This is a genomic window from Streptomyces sp. NPDC054794 (assembly GCF_053611585.1).
The window spans coordinates 36,541-56,493 of sequence record NZ_JBSHAQ010000015.1 but is presented as its reverse complement, the minus strand read 5'-3'; the positions used below and the strand labels follow the sequence as shown (position 1 = coordinate 56,493).

At 70.8% G+C, this 19,953-nt stretch carries 21 protein-coding genes and 5 pseudogenes; 15 read left to right on the top strand and 11 right to left on the bottom strand.

Annotation, left to right across the window (positions count from 1 at the left end):
- Window positions 1–549: 549 nt before the first annotated feature.
- Together ACWGKT_RS17865 and ACWGKT_RS17860 are read right to left on the bottom strand one after the other, a co-directional pair.
- Window positions 550–963 carry a hypothetical protein gene (locus ACWGKT_RS17865; RefSeq protein ID WP_356151270.1) on the bottom strand — a complete coding sequence of 138 codons (414 nt, stop codon included), beginning with the start codon at window positions 961–963 and terminating at the stop codon, window positions 550–552.
- Window positions 960–2,105, bottom strand: a complete 1,146-nt coding sequence (locus ACWGKT_RS17860) for a molybdopterin-dependent oxidoreductase (RefSeq protein ID WP_453274383.1) — start codon at window positions 2,103–2,105, stop codon at window positions 960–962. The genes ACWGKT_RS17865 and ACWGKT_RS17860 overlap by 4 nt, the downstream gene beginning before the upstream one ends.
- Before the next feature lie 354 nt (window positions 2,106–2,459).
- Here ACWGKT_RS17860 and ACWGKT_RS17855 point away from each other — a divergent pair, with 354 nt between their 5' ends.
- A complete protein-coding gene (locus ACWGKT_RS17855; RefSeq protein WP_453274382.1) occupies window positions 2,460–2,708 on the top strand; it encodes a sigma factor-like helix-turn-helix DNA-binding protein in 249 nt (82 codons plus the stop codon).
- A 456-nt stretch (window positions 2,709–3,164) separates the two neighbouring features.
- On the opposite strand, the gene ACWGKT_RS17850 is transcribed toward ACWGKT_RS17855, so the two are convergent.
- Window positions 3,165–3,308 carry a hypothetical protein gene (locus ACWGKT_RS17850; protein ID WP_356151273.1) on the bottom strand — a complete coding sequence of 48 codons (144 nt, stop codon included), beginning with the start codon at window positions 3,306–3,308 and terminating at the stop codon, window positions 3,165–3,167.
- Window positions 3,309–3,890: 582 nt separating this feature from the next.
- Between ACWGKT_RS17850 and ACWGKT_RS17845 the strand changes: the two genes are divergently transcribed.
- The 4 genes from ACWGKT_RS17845 to gcvH all read left to right on the top strand — a co-directional run bounded on the left by ACWGKT_RS17845 (window position 3,891) and on the right by gcvH (window position 6,415).
- On the top strand, window positions 3,891–4,619 hold the full coding sequence (locus ACWGKT_RS17845; protein WP_453274381.1) for a hypothetical protein: 729 nt from the start codon (window positions 3,891–3,893) through the stop codon (window positions 4,617–4,619).
- Window positions 4,616–4,990, top strand: a complete 375-nt coding sequence (locus tag ACWGKT_RS17840) for a winged helix-turn-helix domain-containing protein (protein ID WP_356151277.1) — start codon at window positions 4,616–4,618, stop codon at window positions 4,988–4,990. Before ACWGKT_RS17845 ends, ACWGKT_RS17840 begins: the two co-directional genes overlap by 4 nt.
- A 201-nt stretch (window positions 4,991–5,191) precedes the next feature.
- A complete protein-coding gene (locus ACWGKT_RS17835; protein WP_453274380.1) occupies window positions 5,192–5,902 on the top strand; it encodes a hypothetical protein in 711 nt (236 codons plus the stop codon).
- Window positions 5,903–6,022: 120 nt separating this feature from the next.
- The gene (gene gcvH / locus ACWGKT_RS17830) at window positions 6,023–6,415 is read left to right on the top strand and encodes a glycine cleavage system protein GcvH (protein WP_356151285.1); all 393 of its coding nucleotides are present in this window, start codon (window positions 6,023–6,025) and stop codon (window positions 6,413–6,415) included.
- Window positions 6,416–6,447: 32 nt separating this feature from the next.
- Here gcvH and ACWGKT_RS17825 read toward each other — a convergent pair whose 3' ends face one another.
- Entirely contained in the window at window positions 6,448–7,443 is a 996-nt protein-coding gene (locus ACWGKT_RS17825; protein WP_453274379.1) for an Acg family FMN-binding oxidoreductase, read from the bottom strand.
- Window positions 7,444–7,943: 500 nt separating this feature from the next.
- Here ACWGKT_RS17825 and ACWGKT_RS17820 point away from each other — a divergent pair, with 500 nt between their 5' ends.
- The 3 genes and pseudogenes from ACWGKT_RS17820 to ACWGKT_RS17810 all read left to right on the top strand — a co-directional run bounded on the left by ACWGKT_RS17820 (window position 7,944) and on the right by ACWGKT_RS17810 (window position 9,547).
- Window positions 7,944–8,189 (top strand): hypothetical protein, encoded by a 246-nt coding sequence (locus ACWGKT_RS17820; RefSeq protein WP_453274378.1) that lies wholly within the window; start codon window positions 7,944–7,946, stop codon window positions 8,187–8,189.
- A gap of 17 nt (window positions 8,190–8,206) precedes the next feature.
- Window positions 8,207–8,416 (top strand): annotated as a pseudogene (locus tag ACWGKT_RS17815) (alcohol dehydrogenase); the annotation flags it as partial.
- A 153-nt stretch (window positions 8,417–8,569) separates the two neighbouring features.
- Window positions 8,570–9,547 (top strand): GerMN domain-containing protein, encoded by a 978-nt coding sequence (locus tag ACWGKT_RS17810; RefSeq protein ID WP_453274377.1) that lies wholly within the window; start codon window positions 8,570–8,572, stop codon window positions 9,545–9,547.
- Between the two features lie 130 nt (window positions 9,548–9,677).
- Here the strand turns inward: ACWGKT_RS17810 and ACWGKT_RS17805 are convergent.
- Window positions 9,678–10,321, bottom strand: a pseudogene (locus tag ACWGKT_RS17805) (universal stress protein); the annotation flags it as partial.
- A 25-nt stretch (window positions 10,322–10,346) separates the two neighbouring features.
- Here ACWGKT_RS17805 and ACWGKT_RS17800 point away from each other — a divergent pair.
- A complete protein-coding gene (locus tag ACWGKT_RS17800; protein WP_453274376.1) occupies window positions 10,347–10,727 on the top strand; it encodes a BON domain-containing protein in 381 nt (126 codons plus the stop codon).
- A gap of 355 nt (window positions 10,728–11,082) precedes the next feature.
- A pseudogene (locus tag ACWGKT_RS17795) lies at window positions 11,083–11,316 on the top strand (hypothetical protein); the annotation flags it as partial.
- A 172-nt stretch (window positions 11,317–11,488) separates the two neighbouring features.
- On the opposite strand, the gene ACWGKT_RS17790 reads toward ACWGKT_RS17795, so the two are convergent.
- Both ACWGKT_RS17790 and ACWGKT_RS17785 read right to left on the bottom strand, forming a co-directional pair.
- Window positions 11,489–11,785, bottom strand: a complete 297-nt coding sequence (locus ACWGKT_RS17790) for a hypothetical protein (RefSeq protein ID WP_453274375.1) — start codon at window positions 11,783–11,785, stop codon at window positions 11,489–11,491.
- Between the two features lie 490 nt (window positions 11,786–12,275).
- Entirely contained in the window at window positions 12,276–12,752 is a 477-nt protein-coding gene (locus ACWGKT_RS17785; protein ID WP_453274374.1) for a flavodoxin domain-containing protein, read from the bottom strand.
- Window positions 12,753–12,849: 97 nt separating this feature from the next.
- Between ACWGKT_RS17785 and ACWGKT_RS17780 the strand changes: the two genes are divergently transcribed.
- The 4 genes and pseudogenes from ACWGKT_RS17780 (at window position 12,850) to ACWGKT_RS17765 (ending at window position 16,597) form a co-directional block, all read left to right on the top strand.
- Complete coding sequence (locus ACWGKT_RS17780; protein ID WP_453274490.1) at window positions 12,850–13,218, top strand: DUF4406 domain-containing protein; 369 nt, start codon at window positions 12,850–12,852, stop codon at window positions 13,216–13,218.
- A pseudogene (locus ACWGKT_RS17775) lies at window positions 13,215–13,913 on the top strand (NUDIX domain-containing protein). The gene ACWGKT_RS17780 and the pseudogene ACWGKT_RS17775 overlap by 4 nt, the downstream one beginning before the upstream one ends.
- A 109-nt stretch (window positions 13,914–14,022) precedes the next feature.
- A complete protein-coding gene (locus ACWGKT_RS17770; protein ID WP_453274373.1) occupies window positions 14,023–14,775 on the top strand; it encodes a response regulator transcription factor in 753 nt (250 codons plus the stop codon).
- Window positions 14,765–16,597 carry a sensor histidine kinase gene (locus ACWGKT_RS17765; RefSeq protein WP_453274372.1) on the top strand — a complete coding sequence of 611 codons (1,833 nt, stop codon included), beginning with the start codon at window positions 14,765–14,767 and terminating at the stop codon, window positions 16,595–16,597. Before ACWGKT_RS17770 ends, ACWGKT_RS17765 begins: the two co-directional genes overlap by 11 nt.
- Window positions 16,598–16,631: 34 nt before the next feature.
- On the opposite strand, the gene ACWGKT_RS17760 is transcribed toward ACWGKT_RS17765, so the two are convergent.
- On the bottom strand, window positions 16,632–17,075 hold the full coding sequence (locus tag ACWGKT_RS17760) for a MarR family winged helix-turn-helix transcriptional regulator (RefSeq protein ID WP_453274371.1): 444 nt from the start codon (window positions 17,073–17,075) through the stop codon (window positions 16,632–16,634).
- 104 nt (window positions 17,076–17,179) lie between these two features.
- Here ACWGKT_RS17760 and ACWGKT_RS17755 point away from each other — a divergent pair, with 104 nt between their 5' ends.
- Window positions 17,180–17,572 (top strand): nuclear transport factor 2 family protein, encoded by a 393-nt coding sequence (locus ACWGKT_RS17755; protein ID WP_453274370.1) that lies wholly within the window; start codon window positions 17,180–17,182, stop codon window positions 17,570–17,572.
- 67 nt (window positions 17,573–17,639) lie between these two features.
- Here the strand turns inward: ACWGKT_RS17755 and ACWGKT_RS17750 are convergent, their stop codons facing one another.
- The 3 genes and pseudogenes from ACWGKT_RS17750 to ACWGKT_RS17740 form a co-directional block, all read right to left on the bottom strand.
- Window positions 17,640–18,296, bottom strand: coding sequence for a M15 family metallopeptidase (locus ACWGKT_RS17750; protein ID WP_453274369.1), 657 nt, complete (start codon window positions 18,294–18,296; stop codon window positions 17,640–17,642).
- Window positions 18,297–18,325: 29 nt separating this feature from the next.
- A pseudogene (locus ACWGKT_RS17745) lies at window positions 18,326–19,209 on the bottom strand (ABC transporter permease); the annotation flags it as partial.
- A 160-nt stretch (window positions 19,210–19,369) separates the two neighbouring features.
- Window positions 19,370–19,912 carry a hypothetical protein gene (locus tag ACWGKT_RS17740; RefSeq protein ID WP_453274368.1) on the bottom strand — a complete coding sequence of 181 codons (543 nt, stop codon included), beginning with the start codon at window positions 19,910–19,912 and terminating at the stop codon, window positions 19,370–19,372.
- Window positions 19,913–19,953: the final 41 nt, after the last annotated feature.

The window sequence follows — 19,953 nt, the reverse complement described above, 5'->3', positions numbered from 1 at the left end:
CCCGGCAGTATCCGTACCCCGTGCCGCCGCACGAGCACCGCGCACGTGGCGAGAGAGGCGACGGTCAGTCCGTACACCCCCGCCCGGCCGAGCGCGTCGCCGGTCGTGAACAGCCGCCCGGCCGCCCCGTGGACGCCGTGGCCCACCACGGTACCGGCGGAGATCCCGGCAACCGCGTCGAGCCCGGAGTAGTAGACGGCGTAGCAGAGGCACCCGGCCCAGGCGAGGACCGTCAACGCCCCCTCGGCATCACGGCGCGGTCTGCCCCACAACGGCACCACCAGGCCCAGGGCGATCAAGGGGAACACGGCCAGCAGGGCTATGTGCAGTCCCGCCCACTGGCCCGCCGTCGCCGCCGTCAGGTGCCGGGGGTGCACCAGACCGGCGACGGCCAGCACCAGTGGAGCGGCTGTCACCAGGGCAGTCGTACGAAGAACTCGGAGGTTTCGCATCCGGTCACCGTAGGAGGCCGGTCCGCCGCGCAGCGCCGCTGCCGGCAACGCGTAAGACACCCGTAAGACGGCGGATCGGGATGTGCCCCGGCCTTGCTCACGACGGTGGCCGCCGGCCGCGGGCGAGTCTTCGCACGGCCATCGTCAGCACCGTCACCATGGCCACAGCCACCAGTGCGATCAGCCAGTTGCGCGGATAATCCAGGGGCAGCACAGACGAGTTGGCCCTCGGGCCCGGCCGCAGCAATACCGGCAGCGCCACCACGGTCAACGCACCCGCGACCACCAGGGCCCCGCGCACCGGCCCGCGCAGGCCACCGCGCACACCGCCGCGCACCAGGAGCAGCCCCACCAGCAGCACCAACGGGGCGATCAACGCGTCGTGCAGCACCACGGCCCCGCCCAACCAGACCAGCACGCCGGTCAGGTCACGGACGTCCATCAGCAGGGACACGCCGACGCCCATGAGCGCCAGGCCACCCGCACCCGCGAGGAAGCGCGTCACCTTCATGCCAGCACCTCAAGTCGGCCCACCCACTTGGTCTGCAGTACACCGGGACGGTCGGGGGCGATGAGCCGCGCCGGGTAGCCGTGGTCGGGAGCGAGTTCCTCGCCGTTCAGGCGCAGGGCGAGCAGGGTCAGGGGATCTCGTGCGTGCTCGTGTCCCATCTCCGACACCCGGTATCCGCCGCGCAGTTGCAGTGACACCACCCTCACCCGCGCATGCGCGGGCGCGTCCGCCCGCTCCAGCAGGTCCACGACCCGCACGCCGGTCCAGTGCGCGGATTTGCTCCAGCCCTCCACACAGGCGATGGGCAACTCCACCTCGTGTTGAGGCAGCGCACGCAGTTCTGCCAGCGTCAGGGTGTACGGTCGCGGCCCGGCCACCACCAGGCGGTACTCCTCGTCCGCGATCCGGCCGACCCCGGCGGCCTCGGCGGTCCGGTTGACGGGCAGTGCCTGCGGGCCGTGGTCCGGCTGGCGAGGCGCCAGCAGGACCAAGTCCTTCAGAGGAGTGAAGGACTGGCCGACCGTGGTGAGGGTGACGGCACCCACGGCCGCACCCACCGCGGCGAGCAGCGACCGACGTTCCGGGCCGTCCTGCGGTGGCAGAGCGAGCGTCCCTGACGACCGTCGGCTCCAATGTGTACGAATCTCGGGCGCCTTGACCGCGATGTGCAGGCACAGGGCCCCGACCACCAGCCACGCCACCGCGTAGTGGACCGGCACGAACGAGAAGGGCCACGGATACCACTGGGCCGTGTTCAGCAGACCGGTCGCCAACTCGAATCCGGCCCCGGCGACGAGCACCGCGATCGACAATCGCTCCAGCGCGTGCCGCACCGACCGCACTGGCGGCCACTCGAACAGGCGCGGATACACGGTCCACAACTTGGCCAGCAGCAGCGGAATCGCCGCGATGCCGGAGGCGACATGCAGGCCCTGAGAGACCCGATAGCCCCATGCCGGACGGCTGGGAATGTGGTCGGCCAGCCAGTCCGGCGGATGTTGCATGAAGTGACTGATCAGACCGGTGAGGAAGCAGACGGTGAAGGCCGCCCCCAGCCACCGGCCGATCGAGGTCGCCGTGCGGGCGTCATGCAGCCTGCCCTTGAACACCGGCGGAGAGACACGCAGTTTCATGCTCTCCATCCCACTCGGCAGGAGGCCGTTCCGGAACACTTGAAGTCTTACGGACCGGGGACGTCTGCCGACCGACGCCATCACCTGCCCGCCGCAACGGGCGAGGGCGGTTACAGGACAGACCGCAACCTCAAGGATTCCTTAAGCAAGCCATAAGCCTGGCCGCCTGACCATACGTTACTAAGGGTTACAGCGCGTCGCCTGAGTAGCATGCTCATGGCTTGATCCCATAAGGAACGGGTCGATACCGCTGCGATTACCCTCTCCCTTCAAGGAGACTAAACGTATGTGTGACAACACATTTCACCGTCCAGGGCGGCCACTTCATACCCTGACTTCGCGCCCGAATGAAATACCGGAAACATGATGATCCACGGCTCTTACTACCGCAGGCAGGCGACCACGGCCATCGCGCAGGCCCTGGCCAGCCTGCCGCCCACGTATCGCGAGGCCATCGTCGAGTCCTATGCGGCTGGACGCACCACCCGCCAGACGGCAGAGGCGCTGGGCCTCCCCCACGACACCGTGAAGTCGCGGATATACCACGGACTACGGCATCTCAGGCAAACACTGCAGGAACAGGGATGGCCCGATAAGGCGCCGAGCCAGTAACGAACTTGAGAGCAGGCGCAACCAACGGCACGCATCGCTAAAGCTGTCGTCGAGACAGCCCCAGCGATGGACGTCTGTCCTGGGCTGTTCAGGAAAGCAATCTTTGGAATGAATCAATCAAGGCCTGCGCACGGTGTCGCTCCGGAGCCATGTACGCGCTTCGTCCGTCCGGTACTTCAGCACCAAGTGGCGGATGTGCCACAGGCTCGGCTCCTCGACGAGCAGAAGGCCGTGGCCGAGACCACGATCGGTTCGCCGCTCCTGGAGGGGGCCGGCGGTGCACCCCCGACCCAGACACGGACACACGCGCGGGCGCAGGCGGCGTCGCCGTCGCCGCGCGGCAAAGTGGAACCAGTCGCCCCTACTGTGCTCGGAGGCTCTAGGAGTCGGCCTGCTGGCGGCGGCAGCGTTGACCGCGGCGCTGAGCAGTGGCTGCACGGACGACCCTCCGGCCACTCAGGGAAGGGCGCCGATTGCGGGCTCCACCGGCATGAGGCAGCCGTCGGCCTCGTCAGCCCCTTCGGACAGTCCCTCTACACCGCCGACCGAACCCGCGCCGGTTTCTTCCAGACCCAGCAGACAGCCGACATCGGCATCCACGTCCCCCAGTCAGCCGCTCTCAACCCACTGCCACAACTCCCCTTCCCGTTGCACCCACTCGATCGCCCGAGGCGACACCGGCCCTGACGTCAAGCGCCTCCAACCATTCCTGCACGGCCAAGGTTTCACGTACGTCTCCGCCACCGGCCTCTTCGACGACGCAACCCTCCGTGGAGTCGTCCAGTACCCGCACGACCGCAGCATCACCGGCGATCCCCGGGGCGTGTTCGGCCCGGCAACCCGCGCATCGTCGGAGACCGCTCAACGCTCAACGGCGCACGCGGGATAGCTCCTTGGCGCATGGCGATCGCTGGACGCCGCTTCATTGCCCTGCCTCCAAGTGCGGGTACGCGTGCCGCGGCGCCGCAGCAACTCACTCTTGACCACCATGTACTTTGCGTTGCAAAGTTGGAGCTGTGGGCGGCCGACCAACTGCCCACTTCTCAGCGCTGCCGAAACGGGAACAAACAGGGGGACATCGTGGGAACACCGTCACTGAGCAGCTCGGGATCCGAACCGAGGGCGAACGCGGCCGGCCTGTTGGCGGCGGCGGAAGGCTTGCGGGCGAGGACCCGCGCGCAGATGCACAACTCGTGGGTCGGCCTCCTCGGCTTCGGCCTCCTGGCGCTGGCAGCCGTTCCGATCGCCCGGTACGCCTTCAATTTCGGAGCCCACGGACGCTCCATCATGTCCTATCCGACCTTCGCCTACGCCGAGTTGACCGGCCTGTGTGTCGTCCATGAACCCGGAACGCCGTGCTTGAAGGGCGAGTTCGACGGCGCCGTCCTGCGCTTCGCGGCCTGGGGCGTGTGGTTCGCACTCCTCCCCCTGGCATGGTTCCTCTTCGCCCGCTGGTACCGCCTGCACGGTGAGGCCCGGGGCATCGTCCCGCGCCGCGCCATATGGATCCGTACGACCGCCATTGCCACCGTCGCGATCACCACAGCCCTGATGGCCCTGCTGTTCGGCAGGCACCAGTCATGGGAGGCCGTGCTGCTGGAGAACGCCTACGCCTCTCCGTGGTACCTGGTCGGCATCGGACTCTTCGCCCTCGCACTGGCCGAACGCAGCTGGATCACGGCGGCCGCCGGTCTCGCTCATGCCCTGCTGCTCACCGGCTACCTCGGGGCTTCCTGGGGCACCGGATGGCTGCCCTGGCAGCACCCCACCCACCCCGGCTGGGCCGACGGACCGCAGGTCAAGGCGCTCCTGCTCGCCGCCATCCTGCTCCTCGCCGGCCTGGCCGAACGGGCGACAACCCGCCACCGAGCCGCGCCCGGCGCCGCCGATGCGGATACGGTTGCCCCATGAGCGTCGAGGACTCGACCGCCGCCGGGGATGAAGAGGCAGAACTCCATCCGACCCAGTCGCTCGACGACACCGTCCACCAGCGTGTGCGGCTCGGCATTCTCACCATCGCCCGAGAAGCCGACCGGGTCGAGTTCAGCTTCTTGAAGAAGCAACTGGCCGTCACCGACGGAAACCTCTCCAGGCACCTGAAGGTGCTGGAAGACTCGAATCTCATCACCGTCGAGAAGGGCTACGCCGGCCGGCGTCCCCGCACATGGATCGCGCTCACCCGCGAGGGCGCGCAGGCTCTGGACGCCGAACTTCGTGCCCTGCGCGCACTCGTCCTTCGGTTGGACACCCCCCGCCCCACGCCTGGCCCACCCGACGCATGACCACGGGCGCCCGCCGCACCGGCCGCTGTGGTGGTCGTCCGGCTCGCGCCCACGGTGGCTCGGACTGGTTCCGGACGGCTGCCGCAGTGTCCGCACCGTCACACAGCTGCGGTATCCGGCTGATCCGCAGCTCGGGCCCGGGTCTCGGCGGCCACCGATATCAGTCGCTTGGCGTGGATCGGGCCTGGCAGAGTGTCCGGCATGAGTTCCCGGCCCGCGCGTCCCGAACAGGCCCGTCACCACGACCATGGCACGTGGCTCGTCAAGTTCACCAGTCGGGTGCTCGTGGTCTGCCCGAGGTGCGGTGGCCGTGCGCTCGTTGTGCCGCGGCCCGGTCTCGCATCGCCGAAGTACTTCAGTGAACTGCTCTTCCAGCCCCGCCGTCTCAGCTGCGCCGGCTGCGGCGCGGTGGCGGACTGGACCGCCGAGCAGCGGGGCGTCGGCCTGATCGGTGCCGTGGTCGGCGGCACCGAAGACCCCTTCTTCCGGCGGCCGCTGTGGCTCCAGACCCACTGTGCGGGACGGATCCTGTGGGCCTACGACGAGGAGCACGTCGACGCCCTCACCGCCTACGTGGGCGCCCGGCTGCGTGAGCGGCGCGCCTCCCCCACCATGTCGATGTTCGCCCGGCTGCCCGCCGGGATGAAGTCCGCTCGCCACCGCGACCAAGTGCTGGCCGGCCTGTCAACCCTCCGGGCCCTCGCCCGGCGCTCGGCCCCGGCCGACCGCTCCGACGCGGCCGCTGTGGCGCCGCAGGTCGCACTGTCGCTGTTGACCGACTTCGAGAACCACACCACTTTCAAGCCGGGCGACCAGCACGTCGCCGCCCTCGACACGCTGCTGGACCACGTCGTCGCCTGGAGCACCGCCCTCGCGCCACTGCGCGCCGCTTCCCCGGCCACCGTCGCTTGACTCCCGGAAGGGACTCACCCGTCCGGACTCGGATTCCGCCGCCGCCGCAAGATCTGTAGAAGGCTTTCCACCGGAGGCCGGCAGCACGGCGGTCCTCGTCAGCGACGTACGGAGGCCCTCATGTCAGACATCCCCAGCGACTTCACCTACACCAAGGAACACGAATGGGTGCAGACCACGGGAAACGGCCGGGTGCGCATCGGCATCACGGACCACGCGCAGAAGCAGCTCGGAGACATCGTCTACGTCGAGCTCCCGAAGGTCGGCGCCACACTCGAAGCCGGTAACCAGTTCGGCCTCGTGGAGTCCGTCAAGTCCGTATCCGACATCTTCGCGCCCCTGACCGGCACGGTCGCCGCCGTCAATGAGGAGCTGGAGGGATCCCCGGAACTGGTCAACGCGGATCCGTACGACGAAGGCTGGCTGGTCGAGCTCACCACCGCCAAGGCGGCCGAGTTGAAAGAACTCCTCACCGCCGCTCAGTACAAGGCCTACATCCAGGGAGAAACCTGAACCGCGTGCGGAACAACCGCCCGCTTCCTCCGCTAGACGATGTCCAGGACCTCACGGACCGGACGCCGAGGCGTGCTGGGCCCCTGGGGGCCGTAGCCCAGGCGCAGCACCATCTGGACGTGCCCGGTGCCCGTAACGGGGTCACGAGCCAGTAGGCGCAGATCCCGGTTCTCCAGGGCATGGGAGGTCAGGGAGGTGGCGAGTCCGGCGGCGGTGGCCGCCAGGAGAACCCGCTCCATCGCCTGGCCCGCGCGCAGCCAGTCGGCGGGTGCGTCGCCCGGCGTGCTCAGCAGCGCCAGGTGAGGGTTCTTCTCGAAGGCGGTGGCGCCGCGATCGGCGACCGGACGGCGGCCGGCGAAGTCACGCAGTGGGGCTCTGCCGTCCCGCATCCGAGGCCCGAACGCGTACTCGGGGACGCCGTCGGTGGCGACGTCCGCCTCCGGGCCGAGCCGGGTCCAGCGGCGCAGTTCCTCCAGCCCCTCCGGATCCAGGGCGTCGCGGCTCTCCGCGTCGTGGACCAGCTCCAGCACTGTCTCCGTTTGCCAAGGCCCGGGAAACTGCAACTCGGCACCCTCCTGGCCGGCCGCCGTTCGCAGCGCGGCCTGAACATCCTCCGGGATGGCTTTCTCCTCGAAGGGGTACCGGCTGGTGTGCCGCTCGTGGATCGCGGAGTGCAAGGGGGCGAGGTCGTCCTCGTGCGGCACGGTCCCCGGCGCTCCGCCCAGCTCGACGCGGGCGAGCAGCAGCGGTTCGGCTGGGTCCGGCAGCAGGCGGACCATCGGGGCGAAACCGGCGTGCGCGGCGGCCACACGCAAGTTGAAAAGCGCCGCCCCACAGCCGATGTGCAGCGCCCGGTTTCCGGGGTCGGAACGAGGCATGGCGCGGTCCGGATCCGCGAGCAGGAGGAGGGAGCGCTCACTCGTCACGAAACGGAACCGCCACGGCTGCGCATTGTGCATGGACGGTGCGGCCACGGCCTCCGCGACGAGGTCTCTCGCCGCTTTCTCATCCGCTTGCCGTGTGTTCATCGCGCCCTCCTCACCCACCACGCGGGCCCGGATCGTCTGCCCGGTGGTGTCCGCCCGTCGGCCTCGGGCACCCGCGCGTGCCTCGTGTACAGGCTGCGCATGATTCGGTGCTCGGGGCAAGCAGGCCCAAGGGGGTCCGGCCGCCCCGCACGCGTATGGCCGAGTCTGCCACGGCCGGCCAGGGCTGACGGTCGTCCGCGGCAGGGCCGCCCGCGCGACGAGCCGACCGCCGGTGACCGTGGCGGTGAAGGCCCGATGGCACGGGGCCCATGGGCCGGACAGCCCTGGGCCGTGGCCGGTGCCGGCAGAAGTCTGGATCTGCCCAACGATGAGAGTGAGTGGATCGCATGACTGCCAAGGACATCGGCACCCACGTCGGCGCCACCGGTGGCGTACAGGTGCGGACGGAGGGGGATGTGGGCGCGGAAGAACTCGCGTAAGTGCAGGCCAAGCTCGACGCGGTGCTCGACCGCCCCGGGACTCGTGCCACCAACGGTGTCATGAGGATCGTCAAGTCGGCTGCGCATCACGCCGAGCGGCTCTGGTCCGCGGAAGCGGAGTTCGTGGTGGCGAACTCCCTTGTGGTCGTCCACGCCCGGGAAGCCACGGCGCGCGAACTCGCGGACCGCTTGGCGGACCGGCTGCGCGGCCGGATGAATCGTGCCCAGCACCGCGGGGACGCGGCCCGCAGGTCGGCCACCCCACCGCCGTGGCGCGGCGGTCGATCCGACACCGGTCCGCGATAGAGCGCTCGACGGGATCCATCGACGAGCGCGCCTTCCTCGACGCCCTGCCCCAACAGGCACTGAACGCCTACGAGGACCAGTGCGCACCCGCCAACCCGCGCACGCCCATGCTCGCGGACATGCAGAACCTCATGCGCGCCACCTACTACGGAACCGCCCAGGGCCGGCCGGACGGGGACGGGAGCCGCACGCGTGACGCGGCGCCCCGCACCAGCGAGCGCCGCTGACCGGCTCGGGAGACGAGCCCTTCGCCGCCTCCACGACGAGCCGACGCCGGTCCTGAGCGGCGCACCGCCGCGGTTCGGCCCCGAACCGATGCCATGCGGCCCCTGGGACGCCGCCGCCGTACGCGCTTCACTGGACGTGTGGAGGAGGTCGTCATGAACAGCAGAAGGTCAGCCCCGTGTCCCCGTCGGCGTGGCCCGGTGATGCTCGTCGCCGCGCTGTCCGTGCCGCTCCTCGTCGCCGGTGCCTGCGGCACGGCCGCCGGTCCGCCACCGGCGGCATCGGCACGGCCCGGCGAGTCCGCCTCCGCCGGATCAGGAGCGTCGGGCGGGACGTCGAGCGGACCGGCTTCCCCAGGTACCACCTCGTCGGCCACCGCACCGCGAGCCCCGGCGACCGGCTCGACGGGAGCCGCGGGGCGGCACATCACGACCGCCGTGTACCTCCTGCACGCGGGCCACATCTCGCCCGCGCCTCGTACCGTGACCGCCCCGGCCACCGCGGCCGGATCCGTCCGCGCCCTGCTGGCCGGCCCCGACGGCTACGAACGGGGGCACGACCGCACCTCGGCCATTCCGCCGGGCACGACCCTGCACTCGGTCGCGGTCCGCGACCAGGTGGCGACCGTCGACCTCTCCGGCCGGTACGACGACGGCGGCGGCACCGTCTCCCTGCGGGCGCGCCTCGCCCAGGTCGTGTTCACGGTGACCCGCTACCCCGGTATTCGCAAGGTCGGCTTCGAGCTGGACGGCAAGCCCGTCTCGTCCTTCGGCGCGGCGGGCATCGTCCTCAACGGCCCTGTGGGACGCGCGGACTTCGAGGACGTCTCGCCGGCCGTCCTGGTCGAGTCCCCGCTCATGGGTGAGGGCATCAGCAGTCCCCTGCGGGTCCGGGGAAGCGCCGACACCTTCGAGGCCGAGTTCCGGCTGAAGGTGACGGACGTCTCGGGGCGTACGGCGGCCGACGTGCTGGTCCGGGCCTCGTCCGGCACGGGCACGCGTGGGACGTTCGACGTCACGCTCCCGTACAAGGCGGCCCGCACGGGACCCGGTCTGCTCACCGCGTACTTCATCTCGCCCGAGAACGGCAGGCCCGTCATCGTCGACACCGTACCGCTGACCGTCAACCGCTGAGCCCGGCGCCCGCGCAAGTGCGCAGGCCGCCGGGTACCTCGTTGCTCGCCGGGGCGGCGAACGCCGAGCTGCCGGGGGTGGGAAGTCGGGGGCGGGCCATTCGGCCGGGGCGAGGTTCTCCCGCGCCCCGTCATCCGTGGGGCACAACGGCCACCGGGCAGTCGACGTGATGGATCGCGGCCTGCGTGACGGGCCCGGTGCGCGGCCCGATGGGCCGCTGGGTGAGACGGTGGCCGACGACCAGCAGGCTCGCCCCGCTCGCGGCCCGCACCAGCACGTTCGCGGGTTTGTCCTGCACCACGGTCTCCTTGACGTCCACACCCGGGTACTTGTCACGCCACACCCGCAGTACGGCCTGGAGGAAGCCGAGCCACTCGTCCGCTCGCCGGGGCTCGTCCACCAGGGCGATGTCACCCTCTCCGAGGCCGAACGGACCGGGCGCGGCGGCGCAGCGTGCACGGCCCGCAGCCGGGCATGCCGGAGCCGGGCCGCCTCGAAGGCGAACTCGATGACCTCGTCGCACGGCTCCCCGACGTCGATGCCGAGCACCACGTCCCGGTAGCCGGTGCGAATCGAAGCGCCCCCGTCGTCCGCCGGGAGACGCTCGTCCGACGCCTCCTCCCCCGCCCGCACCAGGACGACGGGCCGCGACGCCCCCGCGACCGCCCCGAGGGCGACCGAACCGACGAGGAACCCGGTGAAGCCACTCAGCCCACGCGATCCCACGACCAGCAGATCGGCCTCGTCGGCCGCCGTCACCGTGCGCGCCGACGCCACCGTCACCGAGGCAGCACGGCTCATGGCCGAGCACCGCATCGAACGGCTGCCCGTCGTCGACGAGGACCACCGGCTCGTCGGCATCGTCACACGCCATGACCTGCTTCAGGTCTTCCTGCGCGGCGACGAGGACATCCGGCGGGACGTGCAACGGGAGGTCTTCGCCCACACGCTCTGGATCGCGCCGCACACCGTCGAGGCCGCCGTCGAGAACGGCGTCGTCACCCTCACCGGCCAGGTGGAACGGCGCAGCGACACAGCCGTAGCGGTCGGCATGGCGCGCCGTCTGGACGGTGTCGTGGACGTCGTCGACCACCTGTCCTACCGCCTGGACGACAAGCGGCTGCGGCCCGCCGAGCAGGCCCTGCACGGCGTGGCGGACGGCTGGCTGCGCGGGCTGTGAACGAGGGCTCCGGGTTCCACCGGCGGATCACCTTGTCTCCCGTTCACCCGGCTCGCCGACCGTGACCACATCGACGAAGGAGGTGCGGACGGATGCGCGGCGGCAGAAGCGTGAGAAGTCCGCTGTGGCGATGGCGGAGCAACCCGCTGCGGCGGCACGACGACATCGTCGAGGCCTGGACCGTACTGGCCGTCTGGCTGAGCATCCTGCCGCGCGGCGCCGCAGCCGGCTTGGTGACGGCCCACGCCGCCAGTGAGTCCTTCGCTCGGCAGCGCGCCGAGCGGCATTCCGTCCCGGCGGTGCTCGTCACCGACGCCCCACGGACCCTCACCGAGACCTGGGGAAGGGCGACCAAGTGCGGGCTACGGTGCGCTGGACGGCGCCCGACGGCACATCCCGCACCGCCCGGACCTGGGTGGAGCACGGCGAGAAGGCCGGGACAGCGATCGTGGTCTGGCAGGACGACAACGGTCGGTTCACGCCGAGTCCGACGGGTCCCGGCGAGGCGACCCTTGAGTCGGCTGTGCTGGGTCTCGTGGCCGCGGGCGCCCTCGCCGGCCTTTCGGTCGGCTCCGGAGCGGTCGCCCGCGCACGGCTCGACCGGAGGCGTACGGACGAGTGGGGCCGGGAATGGGATCTGGTCGGCCCGCGGTGGGGCCACGGACGGGCTGACTCGGCGTCACGCTGCTCAGCAGCGGCCCGGTGCTCCGGCGCCCGTACATGGAGCCGGACCGACCGTCCACGCGCCCGGCCGCGGCTCGTCAGGTGCGTCGTACGAACTTGTCGTGCCGCGGAACGGTGGCGCCACCGCCGGCCCGCACGGCTTCCACCGCCGCCTGGTGCAGCTGCCTGCTGTCCTGCGCGGAGGCGCAGGAGACCGGACTTCCGGCAACGGTGAACCATGTGGAAGTGCCGCTGTACTGGACCGCCACACGAACCTGCCTGCCGTCCCAGGTGGTGTGCAGGGTCAGGTCACCGGTCACGGTTCCGGCCTCGTCGGTGCGGACGCCTCCCCGCCCGGCGAACACCCCTGTCGTCGTCCACGATGCTTGGGCCATGACCATCAGCCTTCTTTCCTGCTCGCGCTGCCTCCCATGGTCGCTCGCATCGCCGATCCCTGCCCGGGACGACGTCGGTGCACGGCTGCCTCGGCTCCGACGGCGAGTCGGGACGTGACGGAAGGAGGGTGCCATGTCACTGAGAGTGGCCGGGTTCCCCGTGGGGCGGGTGCCAGCCGCGTCACGGACACGGTCACGCCGGCGTGGACCCGATCGCCGTCCCGGCGCTGCTCGTCACGCCGGCCGTGCACGAGTACCTCGCCGGAGCGCTCATCGGGCTGATGCTCGCCACCGGGCGCGCCCTCGAAACGGCGCGCCCGGCGCCGGGCCGCACACCATCTGCCGAGCCGAGAGCGCCGTCAGCGAGGCCACGGCGGCGGTCCCCAGCACGAGCGGGCCGCGCAGCGGCGCCTGCCGCAGCTCAGTCCCGCGGAGCGCGAAGTCCGGAACGTCGTCGCAGGTCACCGACGCATCGACGGCGACCGCGACGTCACGGTCTCAGGGAAGCGGCGACCCCGGCGGCCCATGCTGCGATCGCGATGAAGTCCCGGAAGTCGCCGCCCTTTCCGGAGCGCAGGATCATCCCGGCCATGCGTCCCTGGGCGCCTTCTTCGAGGCATCCTCCGAACGTGACGTGTTCGCGGACGTCCAGCCGGGTCATGGTCCGCTCGACGCCGGGCACCGGCGGAATGTTCCGTTCGGAGGCCGACGCGTCCAAGGGGCCGCTGCTGAAGAACCACACCGGGCGCTCCGCGAGCTCGGCGCGGTGCCGTCGGACGAACCGGCGTGCGTCCTTGTGCCAACGTCCGGCGTACAGGGCGCCGCCGACCACCACGGCGTCGTACGACGCCACACTTCCCACGGACCCGGCCGGCAGCGCGTCGACCCGCAGCCCGTCCTCGCGCAGGACCTCGGCAACCGTTTCGGCGATCCGCGCCGTCGATCCGTTCTCCCTCGACAAGGGCATCTTCGCCGCCTCGCCGTTCGAGACGCTGGACCGCGCGGGCGTGGGTCGGCTGATCCGGATCGCCGTCGCCGAAGGCCGCGCGGCGCGACCCGGCACGATGCTCATCCTCATCGCCGGGCCCTACCGTTCCGGGACCGACGGCGACCCGCGGGCCATGGCCGCGAACCTCGCCCGCCTCGAAGCGGCGGCGTGGCCGGTCTTCGCCGCCGGCCACCTCCCCGTGATCGGGGAGTGGCTCGCCCTGCCCGTCCTGCGCTCGGCCGGCGCGGGACCCACGGACCCCCTCGCGGACCAGGTCCTCTACCCGACCGCCGACCGCCTGCTCGCCCACTGCGACGCCGTACTCCGACTCCCGGGTGACTCCACCGGAGCCGACCAGGACGTCGCCACCGCCCGTCGCCGCGGCCTGCCCGTGTACCACCACCTGGACGAGATCCCGCGCCGCACCCCGCAGGAGACCGCGTGAACCCCCGCCCCGGCATCGACACCCCTGACCACCGCGGCCGCACCGGCCTGGACCGCGTCGGACGCGGCCTGGACCGCAACCCCGACATCGTGGTCCGCGACGTCGAGCTCACTTCCCAGGGCTGGCACGTACTGCGGCGCACCACCTTCGACTACCGGCGCCGCGACGGACGTTGGACCACCCAGCAGCGCGAGACATACGACCGCGGCAACGGCGCGGTCGTCCTGCCGTACGACGTGGAGCGCGGGCAGGTACTGCTCATCCGTCAGTTCCGCTACCCGGCCTACGTCAACGACCACCCGGACGGCATGCTCGTCGAGGCCGCGGCCGGGCTGCTCGACGGCGACGACCCGCTCGCCGCCGTCCGGCGCGAGGCCGCCGAGGAACTCGGCGTCACGCTCGGCCCGCTCACCCACGTCCTCGACGCCTATATGAGCCCCGGCTCGGTCACCGAGCGCCTGCACTTCTACGCGGCCCCCTACACTCCGGCCGACCGCACCGGAAACGGCGGCGGACTGGAGGAGGACGGCGAGGACATCGAAGTGCTCGAAGTGCCCTTCACCGAGGCCCTCGCCATGGTCCGCGACTGACGCGTCACCGACGGCAAGACCATCCTGCTCCTGCAATGGGCCGCCCTGGACGGTCCCTTCGCCCCCACGGCGGTCACTGACAGACACCGGCCTGAGACCGACTGAAGCTGACTGACACCGGTAGACCGCGCGCGACCCCACGCCGACTTATGAAGCAATGGTCAGATCGTCGTCAGCGGCTTGTCTCGCGCGAGCCCCGGCTTAGGATCCGACCATGTGCGCCCATGTCCTGGTGGCCGAGGACGACGTAAAGCAGGCGGGGATCATCGGCCGTTATCTGGAACGCGAGGGTCACTCGTCACGACTCGTCCACGACGGCCGAGCGGCCCTGGACGAGATCCGCCGCCGACCCCCCGACCTGCTGGTCCTCGACATCATGATGCCCGTCGTCGACGGCCTGGACGTATGCCGCATCCTACGCGGCGAGTCGACCGTCCCGGTACTGGTGCTGACAGCGCGCAACACCGAGGAGGACCTGCTCCTCACGCTCGACCTCGGTGCGGACGACTACCTCACCAAGCCCTACAGCCCGCGCGAGCTGATGGCCCGCGTACGCAGCCTCCTGCGGCGGGCGGAACGCCTGACCCTGCCGCGGGCGCCGGTCCTGCGGGTGGGTGACCTCGTCGTGGACCCCGCATGCCACGAGGTGCGCCTCGGCGGCCGGGCGGTGGAGTGCACCGTCGGGGAGTTCGAGATCCTGACCGCGCTCGCCGCGGAACCGGGCCGCGTCTTCACCCGTGGTCAACTGCTCAGCCTCACCCGCGGTTCGGCCCACTTCACCACCGAACGCACAGTGGACGTCCACATCCTGAATCTGCGCAAGAAGCTGGAGCCCGACCCCAGGCGGCCGGTCCTTCTGCTGACCGTGTACGGCGTCGGATACAAGCTCGCGGGCAGCGGCGGCGGTCCGTCCGCATACCCGGCCGCGCCGAGCCCCTCCGGCCCCCGCGGGCACCATGAAGCCTGACCGCACCGCCGCCGTCCGGCTTCCCCCGCACCGGAGCCTGTTGTTCCGGCTCCTGGTCTCGGCGTTGCTCATCGCGGTGTGCGCGATCACGGCCACCGCCTGGCTCGCCGTCCGCAGCACCGAGGCGGCCCTGCGTCGGCAGCAGGGTCAGGTGCTGACCGACGACACCGGCGTCTACCGCAGCCTGATGAAGTACGCCGCCACCCACCGGACCTGGGCACGAGCCGGGGACCTGGTGGACGACCTCGCACGCCGTACGCACCGGCGCATCGTGCTGACCACCCGGGACCGGGAGCACCGGCGCCTCGCCGACTCCGACCGCGGCGCCGGGCATCCACCGTCACGGGTGTTCGCCGTCCTCGACCCCCTGCGCGTCGACCCGGTCCTCGATCCGGCCGGCGGCCAGGACCCGGGCCGTATCGATCCACAGGTGTCGGGCCCGTACCGGCTGACCGCGGCGGTGCGTGGCCGGCTGGCGGGCCTGGCGGACAAGGCGGCTCTCTGCCTGGAGGACAGCGGGTACACCTTCCGCCGGGACGTGTCCGCGGCCGGCCGGCCGCGGATCACCTTCACGGATCACGCGTCGCTGCGGCGGAGGATCGAGGGGTACGGAGAACTCCAGAGCAAGGTCGCCGAGGGGTGCGGACTCGACGTACTCAACATGCCGACGAGGAGTGAGCGTGCCGCCCTCGCCGACCTCAACGACCGCTTGCGCACCTGTCTGGAGCGTCAGCGCCTTCCTGTGGTCCGCCTCGGTACCGATTTCCTCCCCGTCAAGCCGTTGCCCCGGCAGGGAGGAGCCGTCACGGCGGCGCAGAACTGCGTCGACACGAGCCGACGCGAGCAACTCACCCCGTACGTCGCTCCCGTGGCGCTGTTGTACGTGGGTTCGGACACCCGCTCCCCCGTCCCCGGCTTCGACCTGTCCGCGGGCAACACCTCCCGCATCGTCGCGGTCACCGGATGCGTCCTGCTTCTCACCGCAGGGGTGACGGTCCTGGTCGGTTCCCGTCTGGTGAGGCCACTGCGGGCGCTCACGCGTGCGCTGCGCCAGCCGGACGGGACGACGGCCAGGGTTCCGGTCACGACCCGCGACGAGATCGGTCAACTGACCGCCGCGTTCAACCAGTTGTCCGAGCACCGCGCCCGCGCGGAGGAACAACGCACCGTCATGGCCGCGGACATCGCCCATGAACTGCGTACTCCGCTGAGCACCATACGCAGCACCCTGGAGGCCACCCAGGACGGCATCCTGGTCCCGGACCAGGACGTGACCTCCTCACTGCTGGAGGAGGCGCTGCTGCTCCAGCACATCATCGACGACCTCCAGGACCTGTCGGCCGCCGACGCCGGGACGTTGACCCTGTACCCGGAACCCCTGTGGGTGGCCGACGTTCTGCATCAGGTGGCCGGCGCGCACCGCGCACAGGCGGAGGCCTCCGGCGTGACGCTCACCGTCGAGGTCGACGGGGAACTGGAGTTGCATGCCGACCCGGTGCGGTTGCGGCAGATGATCGGAAACCTGGTGTCCAACGCGGTACGTCACACCCGCTCCGGGGATGCCATCACCCTGCGTGCCTGTCGTGACGGGGCAGCGGTGGTGATCGAGGTCGCGGACACCGGCGCCGGGATCGCACCCGGCGACCTCCCGTACCTCTTCGACAGGTTCTGGCGTGCCGACAAGTCACGCAGCAGACAGACGGGCGGCAGCGGCCTGGGGCTGTCGATCGTGCGCAGGCTCGCCGAGGCACACGGGGGCAGCGCGACGGCGGAAAGCGTCCTGGAGGTCGGCACCGTGATGACCCTGCGGTTGCCCGCATGACGGCGCCACCGGTTGGCACGTGTCCTGCGGCCCGTCAGGCGAAAGGGCCCTCCAGCGTGAAGCGGCGCAGGTTTCGGGCGAAGGCCTCGGCCTCGCCCGGCGCCCACGACGACACGCTCGCCATGATGTGGGCCGCCAGGCGTGAGCGCAGCTCTTCCACCGCGTGTTCACCCTGCTCGGTGAGGACCAGCAGATGTGCGCGCCGGTCGGTGGGGTCCGGTTCGCGGCGGACGAGACCGGCCGCTTCCAGGCGGGAAGCCCGACGGGTGACGCCCGAGCGGTCGAGGCCGACGTCGGGGGCCAGTTCGGCGGCGCTGCGGGGTCCGATGCGGGCGAGTGCGCTGAGGACGGGGTACGTCAGCTCGTCCACGGCCTCACCCATGCCCTCGGTCAGCTTCTTGTGCAGCTGCGCGCGGGTGGTGCGCCGCAACAGGATGCCCAGCGCCTCGGCGATCTCGTGTCCTACGTCGTTACTCACACCCCAAGAATAGCGTGCGCTGCGCACGCGTCGAGTGCTACAGTCAAGGCGAAGCGTGCACAGCGCACGCATTTCGAGATTTCTTGTCCCCGAAGGGAAGTTCCATGACCCGCACCGGCATCGAGGCCGCCCTCACCGACCTGATCTTCAACCGCGATCTCACCGTGGAGGAGGCCGCCGACCGCCACTTCACCCCGGAGTACCGGCAGCGCACCGACGGGCGGTGGGACGACCGCGCCGCGTTCATCAAGCACATCACCCACGTGCGCGGACTCGTCGCGGAGGGCCGCGTGGAGGTCCACGACGAGCTGCACGACGGCGGCAAGTACGCCGACCGGCACACCGTGTACATCACGAAGACGGACGGCTCGACCGTGACCATGGAGGTCTACGTCTTCGCCGACCTCGCCCCCGACGGCCGGTTCAGCCGCATAGAGGAGACCACGTTGATGCTGCAGGGCTCCGACGCCGACCGCAACATCGGCAGCGCCCGCTAGCCCCCCGGCACCGGACCACCGACCCGTGAGAACGGCCAGGCCGACGGCCTGGCCTTCTCGGCTGCGGTCAGTCGAGTTCCCTCGGCCCGTAGGGCGCGGATTCCGCTCCCGTCTTCAGGGCCCAGTAGCGGTCTCCGTACGACCAGTGCCACCACTCCGTGGGGTAGTTGACCAGCCCGGCAGCGGTGAGCGCCGCGCTCAGGAGGTTCCGGTGAGAGCGGGCCTCGCCGCTGATGTTGTCGGCCTGTGTGTAGCAGGCGCCCGCGCTCTCCTCCGGCGTCGCGTTCATGCGGGTGCCCAGGTCGAGTTCACGGCCCTCGTCATCCGCGAGGGTCAGGTCAACGGCCGCGCCGGCGCTGTGCGGTGCGATCTCGGGAGGGGACACGTAACGACTGGCTGCCGAACGCACCTGCTCAGCGGGCCAGTTCGGGTGATGGGACCGCAGTTGGGCTGCGTATTCGTCGAAGTAGCGGCGCTGAAGGGACGGCGGGCGATACCCCTCGACGAACAGCAGCCGTATTCCCTCGGGCAACAGTTCCTGCGCCTTGAAAAGCCGGCCGAGCACTCCTTCCCGCAGGTGTGCGAAGGCTCCGCCGGAGTCCTGCCACTTCCGCTCGTCGACCAGCAGGCGGCCGTCTCGTCGCACATCCACGAGCCGTTCACCGCACTCCTGAACGGGCACGGCCGCGACCTTCGGATCGGGCATCAGGACGATCTCAGTCATGACGCGATCATCTCGCGGCCGTGGCGGGATCAGTTGGCGTTGAGCACGACCGTGGGGTGCAGACGCGCCGCACGGACCGCGGGGTAGAGGCCGGCGACGACGCCCATGACGAGCGTGGCCGCCAGGCTCCCGCCCCGTGCCCGCAGCGGTACGACGGCGATCCAGCCCTGGATCCGGGCGAAGGCGAAGGTCGCCGCCGCACCGAGCAGTGCGCCCGCCGCGCCGCCGAGAGCCGACAACAGCAGTGATTCGGTGAGGAACTGGAGCCAGACCGCTCTCTTGGTGGCGCCGAGCGCGCGGCGCAGTCCGATCTCCTGGCGGCGTTCCAGCACCGAGATGACCATCGTGTTGGCGACTCCCACGCCGCCGACCAGCAGTGCGACCGCGCGAGTCCGAGCATCAGCGTGGTGAGCCCCTTGTCGGTGGCGGCCTTCCCGGCGAGTGCGTCGCAAAGGCGGGACACCTTGACCGAGCCCTCGTTGCCGGGGCTGACCGAGCGGGCGAGCACCGCGCGGACGTCCTCGACGGAGGCGTCGGAGGACCGCTCGAAGATCGTCGTGGGATGGCCGTCGAAGCCCAGGTACTTCTCCGCCGCCGGAAATCCGACGAGGGCGACGCGGTCGAGATTGGGGACGAGTTCGACGGGCTTGAGGATGCCGATGACCACGACGTGCTCGTCGTTCATCACGATCGTCTCGCCGGGCGCGGTGATGCCCGGACGCTCGGCCGCGACGGAGCCGAGGACGGTGACCGGCAGCCGCTCTCGCGCGGCGTCGAGCCAAACACTTTGGGCCACACCGGTGTTCAGGGCCGTCAGCAGATCAGGCCGGGCCGCCCGCGCCGTGACGCCGGCCGGCTGCTCCTCGGGAACCACGTCGCTGCGCCGGATACGGGCGTGGACCTGGCCCGTCGCGACCTACACCTACGTTTCAAGGTCGCACTGGCTCCCGGCCGTTCGGTGTCGGTCGCGGTGGGCAACTGATTCTCAGCGGTGCCGGGCACGAGTGCGCCCACGCCGCGCGACCAGACTCGCGACGTGGGCGCATGCCCGTGAGCGTCCGTCCGCCGCCGGATCAGCCGCGGCGGCGACGCCGGTACCCCGCCAGAAGGGCGCTGCCGACCAGGACAACCGCGGTGCCGGCGATCCACGTCCACGTTGTCCAGTTGTCGCCCGGCCCGCGCGGCGGCTCCGGGGAAACAACCGACACCGTCGCCCCTTCGCCGGGCTTCGGCGGGCTCGTCACCGGTTTGGGGACGGTGACGTTGGCTTCGCCGTAGCCGAGTTCGGGAAAGGCACTGCGTACCGTGACGCGCCACCGTCCCTCGGACAGGTGCTCCCGCGTGGTGAATCCGCCCGCCACGTGGGGTACTTGCACCAGGCGCCACGGTCCGACGGTGCGGCCGTCGGGCGCCTGCGCCGTGAGCGTACCGACCACGTTGTCGTCCACCGGGTCCTGGTCGTTCTCGTAGGTGCCCAGTGCCAGGACCTGCCCGGACCGGTCGAGTGAGACCCGGAAGGTGATGGTGTCGTCGTGCGCGGAAGCCGGATGGGCTCCACTCACCACAACGACTCCGGCGAGCAGCGCGGCCGCCGCGGCCGTTCCCTTCAGGCGCATCCCTGGCCTACCTCCTGGCGGAGTGTGTCAAGGGACCGGAG

Excerpts from the sequence above, each read along its gene's own strand:
- ACWGKT_RS17865 (WP_356151270.1), bottom strand. The coding sequence starts at position 963 with ATGAAGGTGACGCGCTTCCTCGCGGGTGCGGGTGGCCTGGCGCTCATG.
- ACWGKT_RS17860 (WP_453274383.1), bottom strand. The coding sequence starts at position 2,105 with ATGGAGAGCATGAAACTGCGTGTCTCTCCGCCGGTGTTCAAGGGCAGG.
- ACWGKT_RS17855 (WP_453274382.1), top strand. The coding sequence starts at position 2,460 with ATGATGATCCACGGCTCTTACTACCGCAGGCAGGCGACCACGGCCATC.
- ACWGKT_RS17845 (WP_453274381.1), top strand. The coding sequence starts at position 3,891 with ATGCACAACTCGTGGGTCGGCCTCCTCGGCTTCGGCCTCCTGGCGCTG.
- ACWGKT_RS17840 (WP_356151277.1), top strand. The coding sequence starts at position 4,616 with ATGAGCGTCGAGGACTCGACCGCCGCCGGGGATGAAGAGGCAGAACTC.
- ACWGKT_RS17835 (WP_453274380.1), top strand. The coding sequence starts at position 5,192 with ATGAGTTCCCGGCCCGCGCGTCCCGAACAGGCCCGTCACCACGACCAT.
- gcvH (WP_356151285.1), top strand. The coding sequence starts at position 6,023 with ATGTCAGACATCCCCAGCGACTTCACCTACACCAAGGAACACGAATGG.
- ACWGKT_RS17825 (WP_453274379.1), bottom strand. The coding sequence starts at position 7,443 with ATGAACACACGGCAAGCGGATGAGAAAGCGGCGAGAGACCTCGTCGCG.
- ACWGKT_RS17820 (WP_453274378.1), top strand. The coding sequence starts at position 7,944 with ATGAGGATCGTCAAGTCGGCTGCGCATCACGCCGAGCGGCTCTGGTCC.
- ACWGKT_RS17810 (WP_453274377.1), top strand. The coding sequence starts at position 8,570 with ATGAACAGCAGAAGGTCAGCCCCGTGTCCCCGTCGGCGTGGCCCGGTG.
- ACWGKT_RS17800 (WP_453274376.1), top strand. The coding sequence starts at position 10,347 with ATGGCCGAGCACCGCATCGAACGGCTGCCCGTCGTCGACGAGGACCAC.
- ACWGKT_RS17790 (WP_453274375.1), bottom strand. The coding sequence starts at position 11,785 with ATGGCCCAAGCATCGTGGACGACGACAGGGGTGTTCGCCGGGCGGGGA.
- ACWGKT_RS17785 (WP_453274374.1), bottom strand. The coding sequence starts at position 12,752 with ATGCCCTTGTCGAGGGAGAACGGATCGACGGCGCGGATCGCCGAAACG.
- ACWGKT_RS17780 (WP_453274490.1), top strand. The coding sequence starts at position 12,850 with ATGCTCATCCTCATCGCCGGGCCCTACCGTTCCGGGACCGACGGCGAC.
- ACWGKT_RS17770 (WP_453274373.1), top strand. The coding sequence starts at position 14,023 with ATGTGCGCCCATGTCCTGGTGGCCGAGGACGACGTAAAGCAGGCGGGG.
- ACWGKT_RS17765 (WP_453274372.1), top strand. The coding sequence starts at position 14,765 with ATGAAGCCTGACCGCACCGCCGCCGTCCGGCTTCCCCCGCACCGGAGC.
- ACWGKT_RS17755 (WP_453274370.1), top strand. The coding sequence starts at position 17,180 with ATGACCCGCACCGGCATCGAGGCCGCCCTCACCGACCTGATCTTCAAC.
- ACWGKT_RS17750 (WP_453274369.1), bottom strand. The coding sequence starts at position 18,296 with ATGACTGAGATCGTCCTGATGCCCGATCCGAAGGTCGCGGCCGTGCCC.
- ACWGKT_RS17740 (WP_453274368.1), bottom strand. The coding sequence starts at position 19,912 with ATGCGCCTGAAGGGAACGGCCGCGGCGGCCGCGCTGCTCGCCGGAGTC.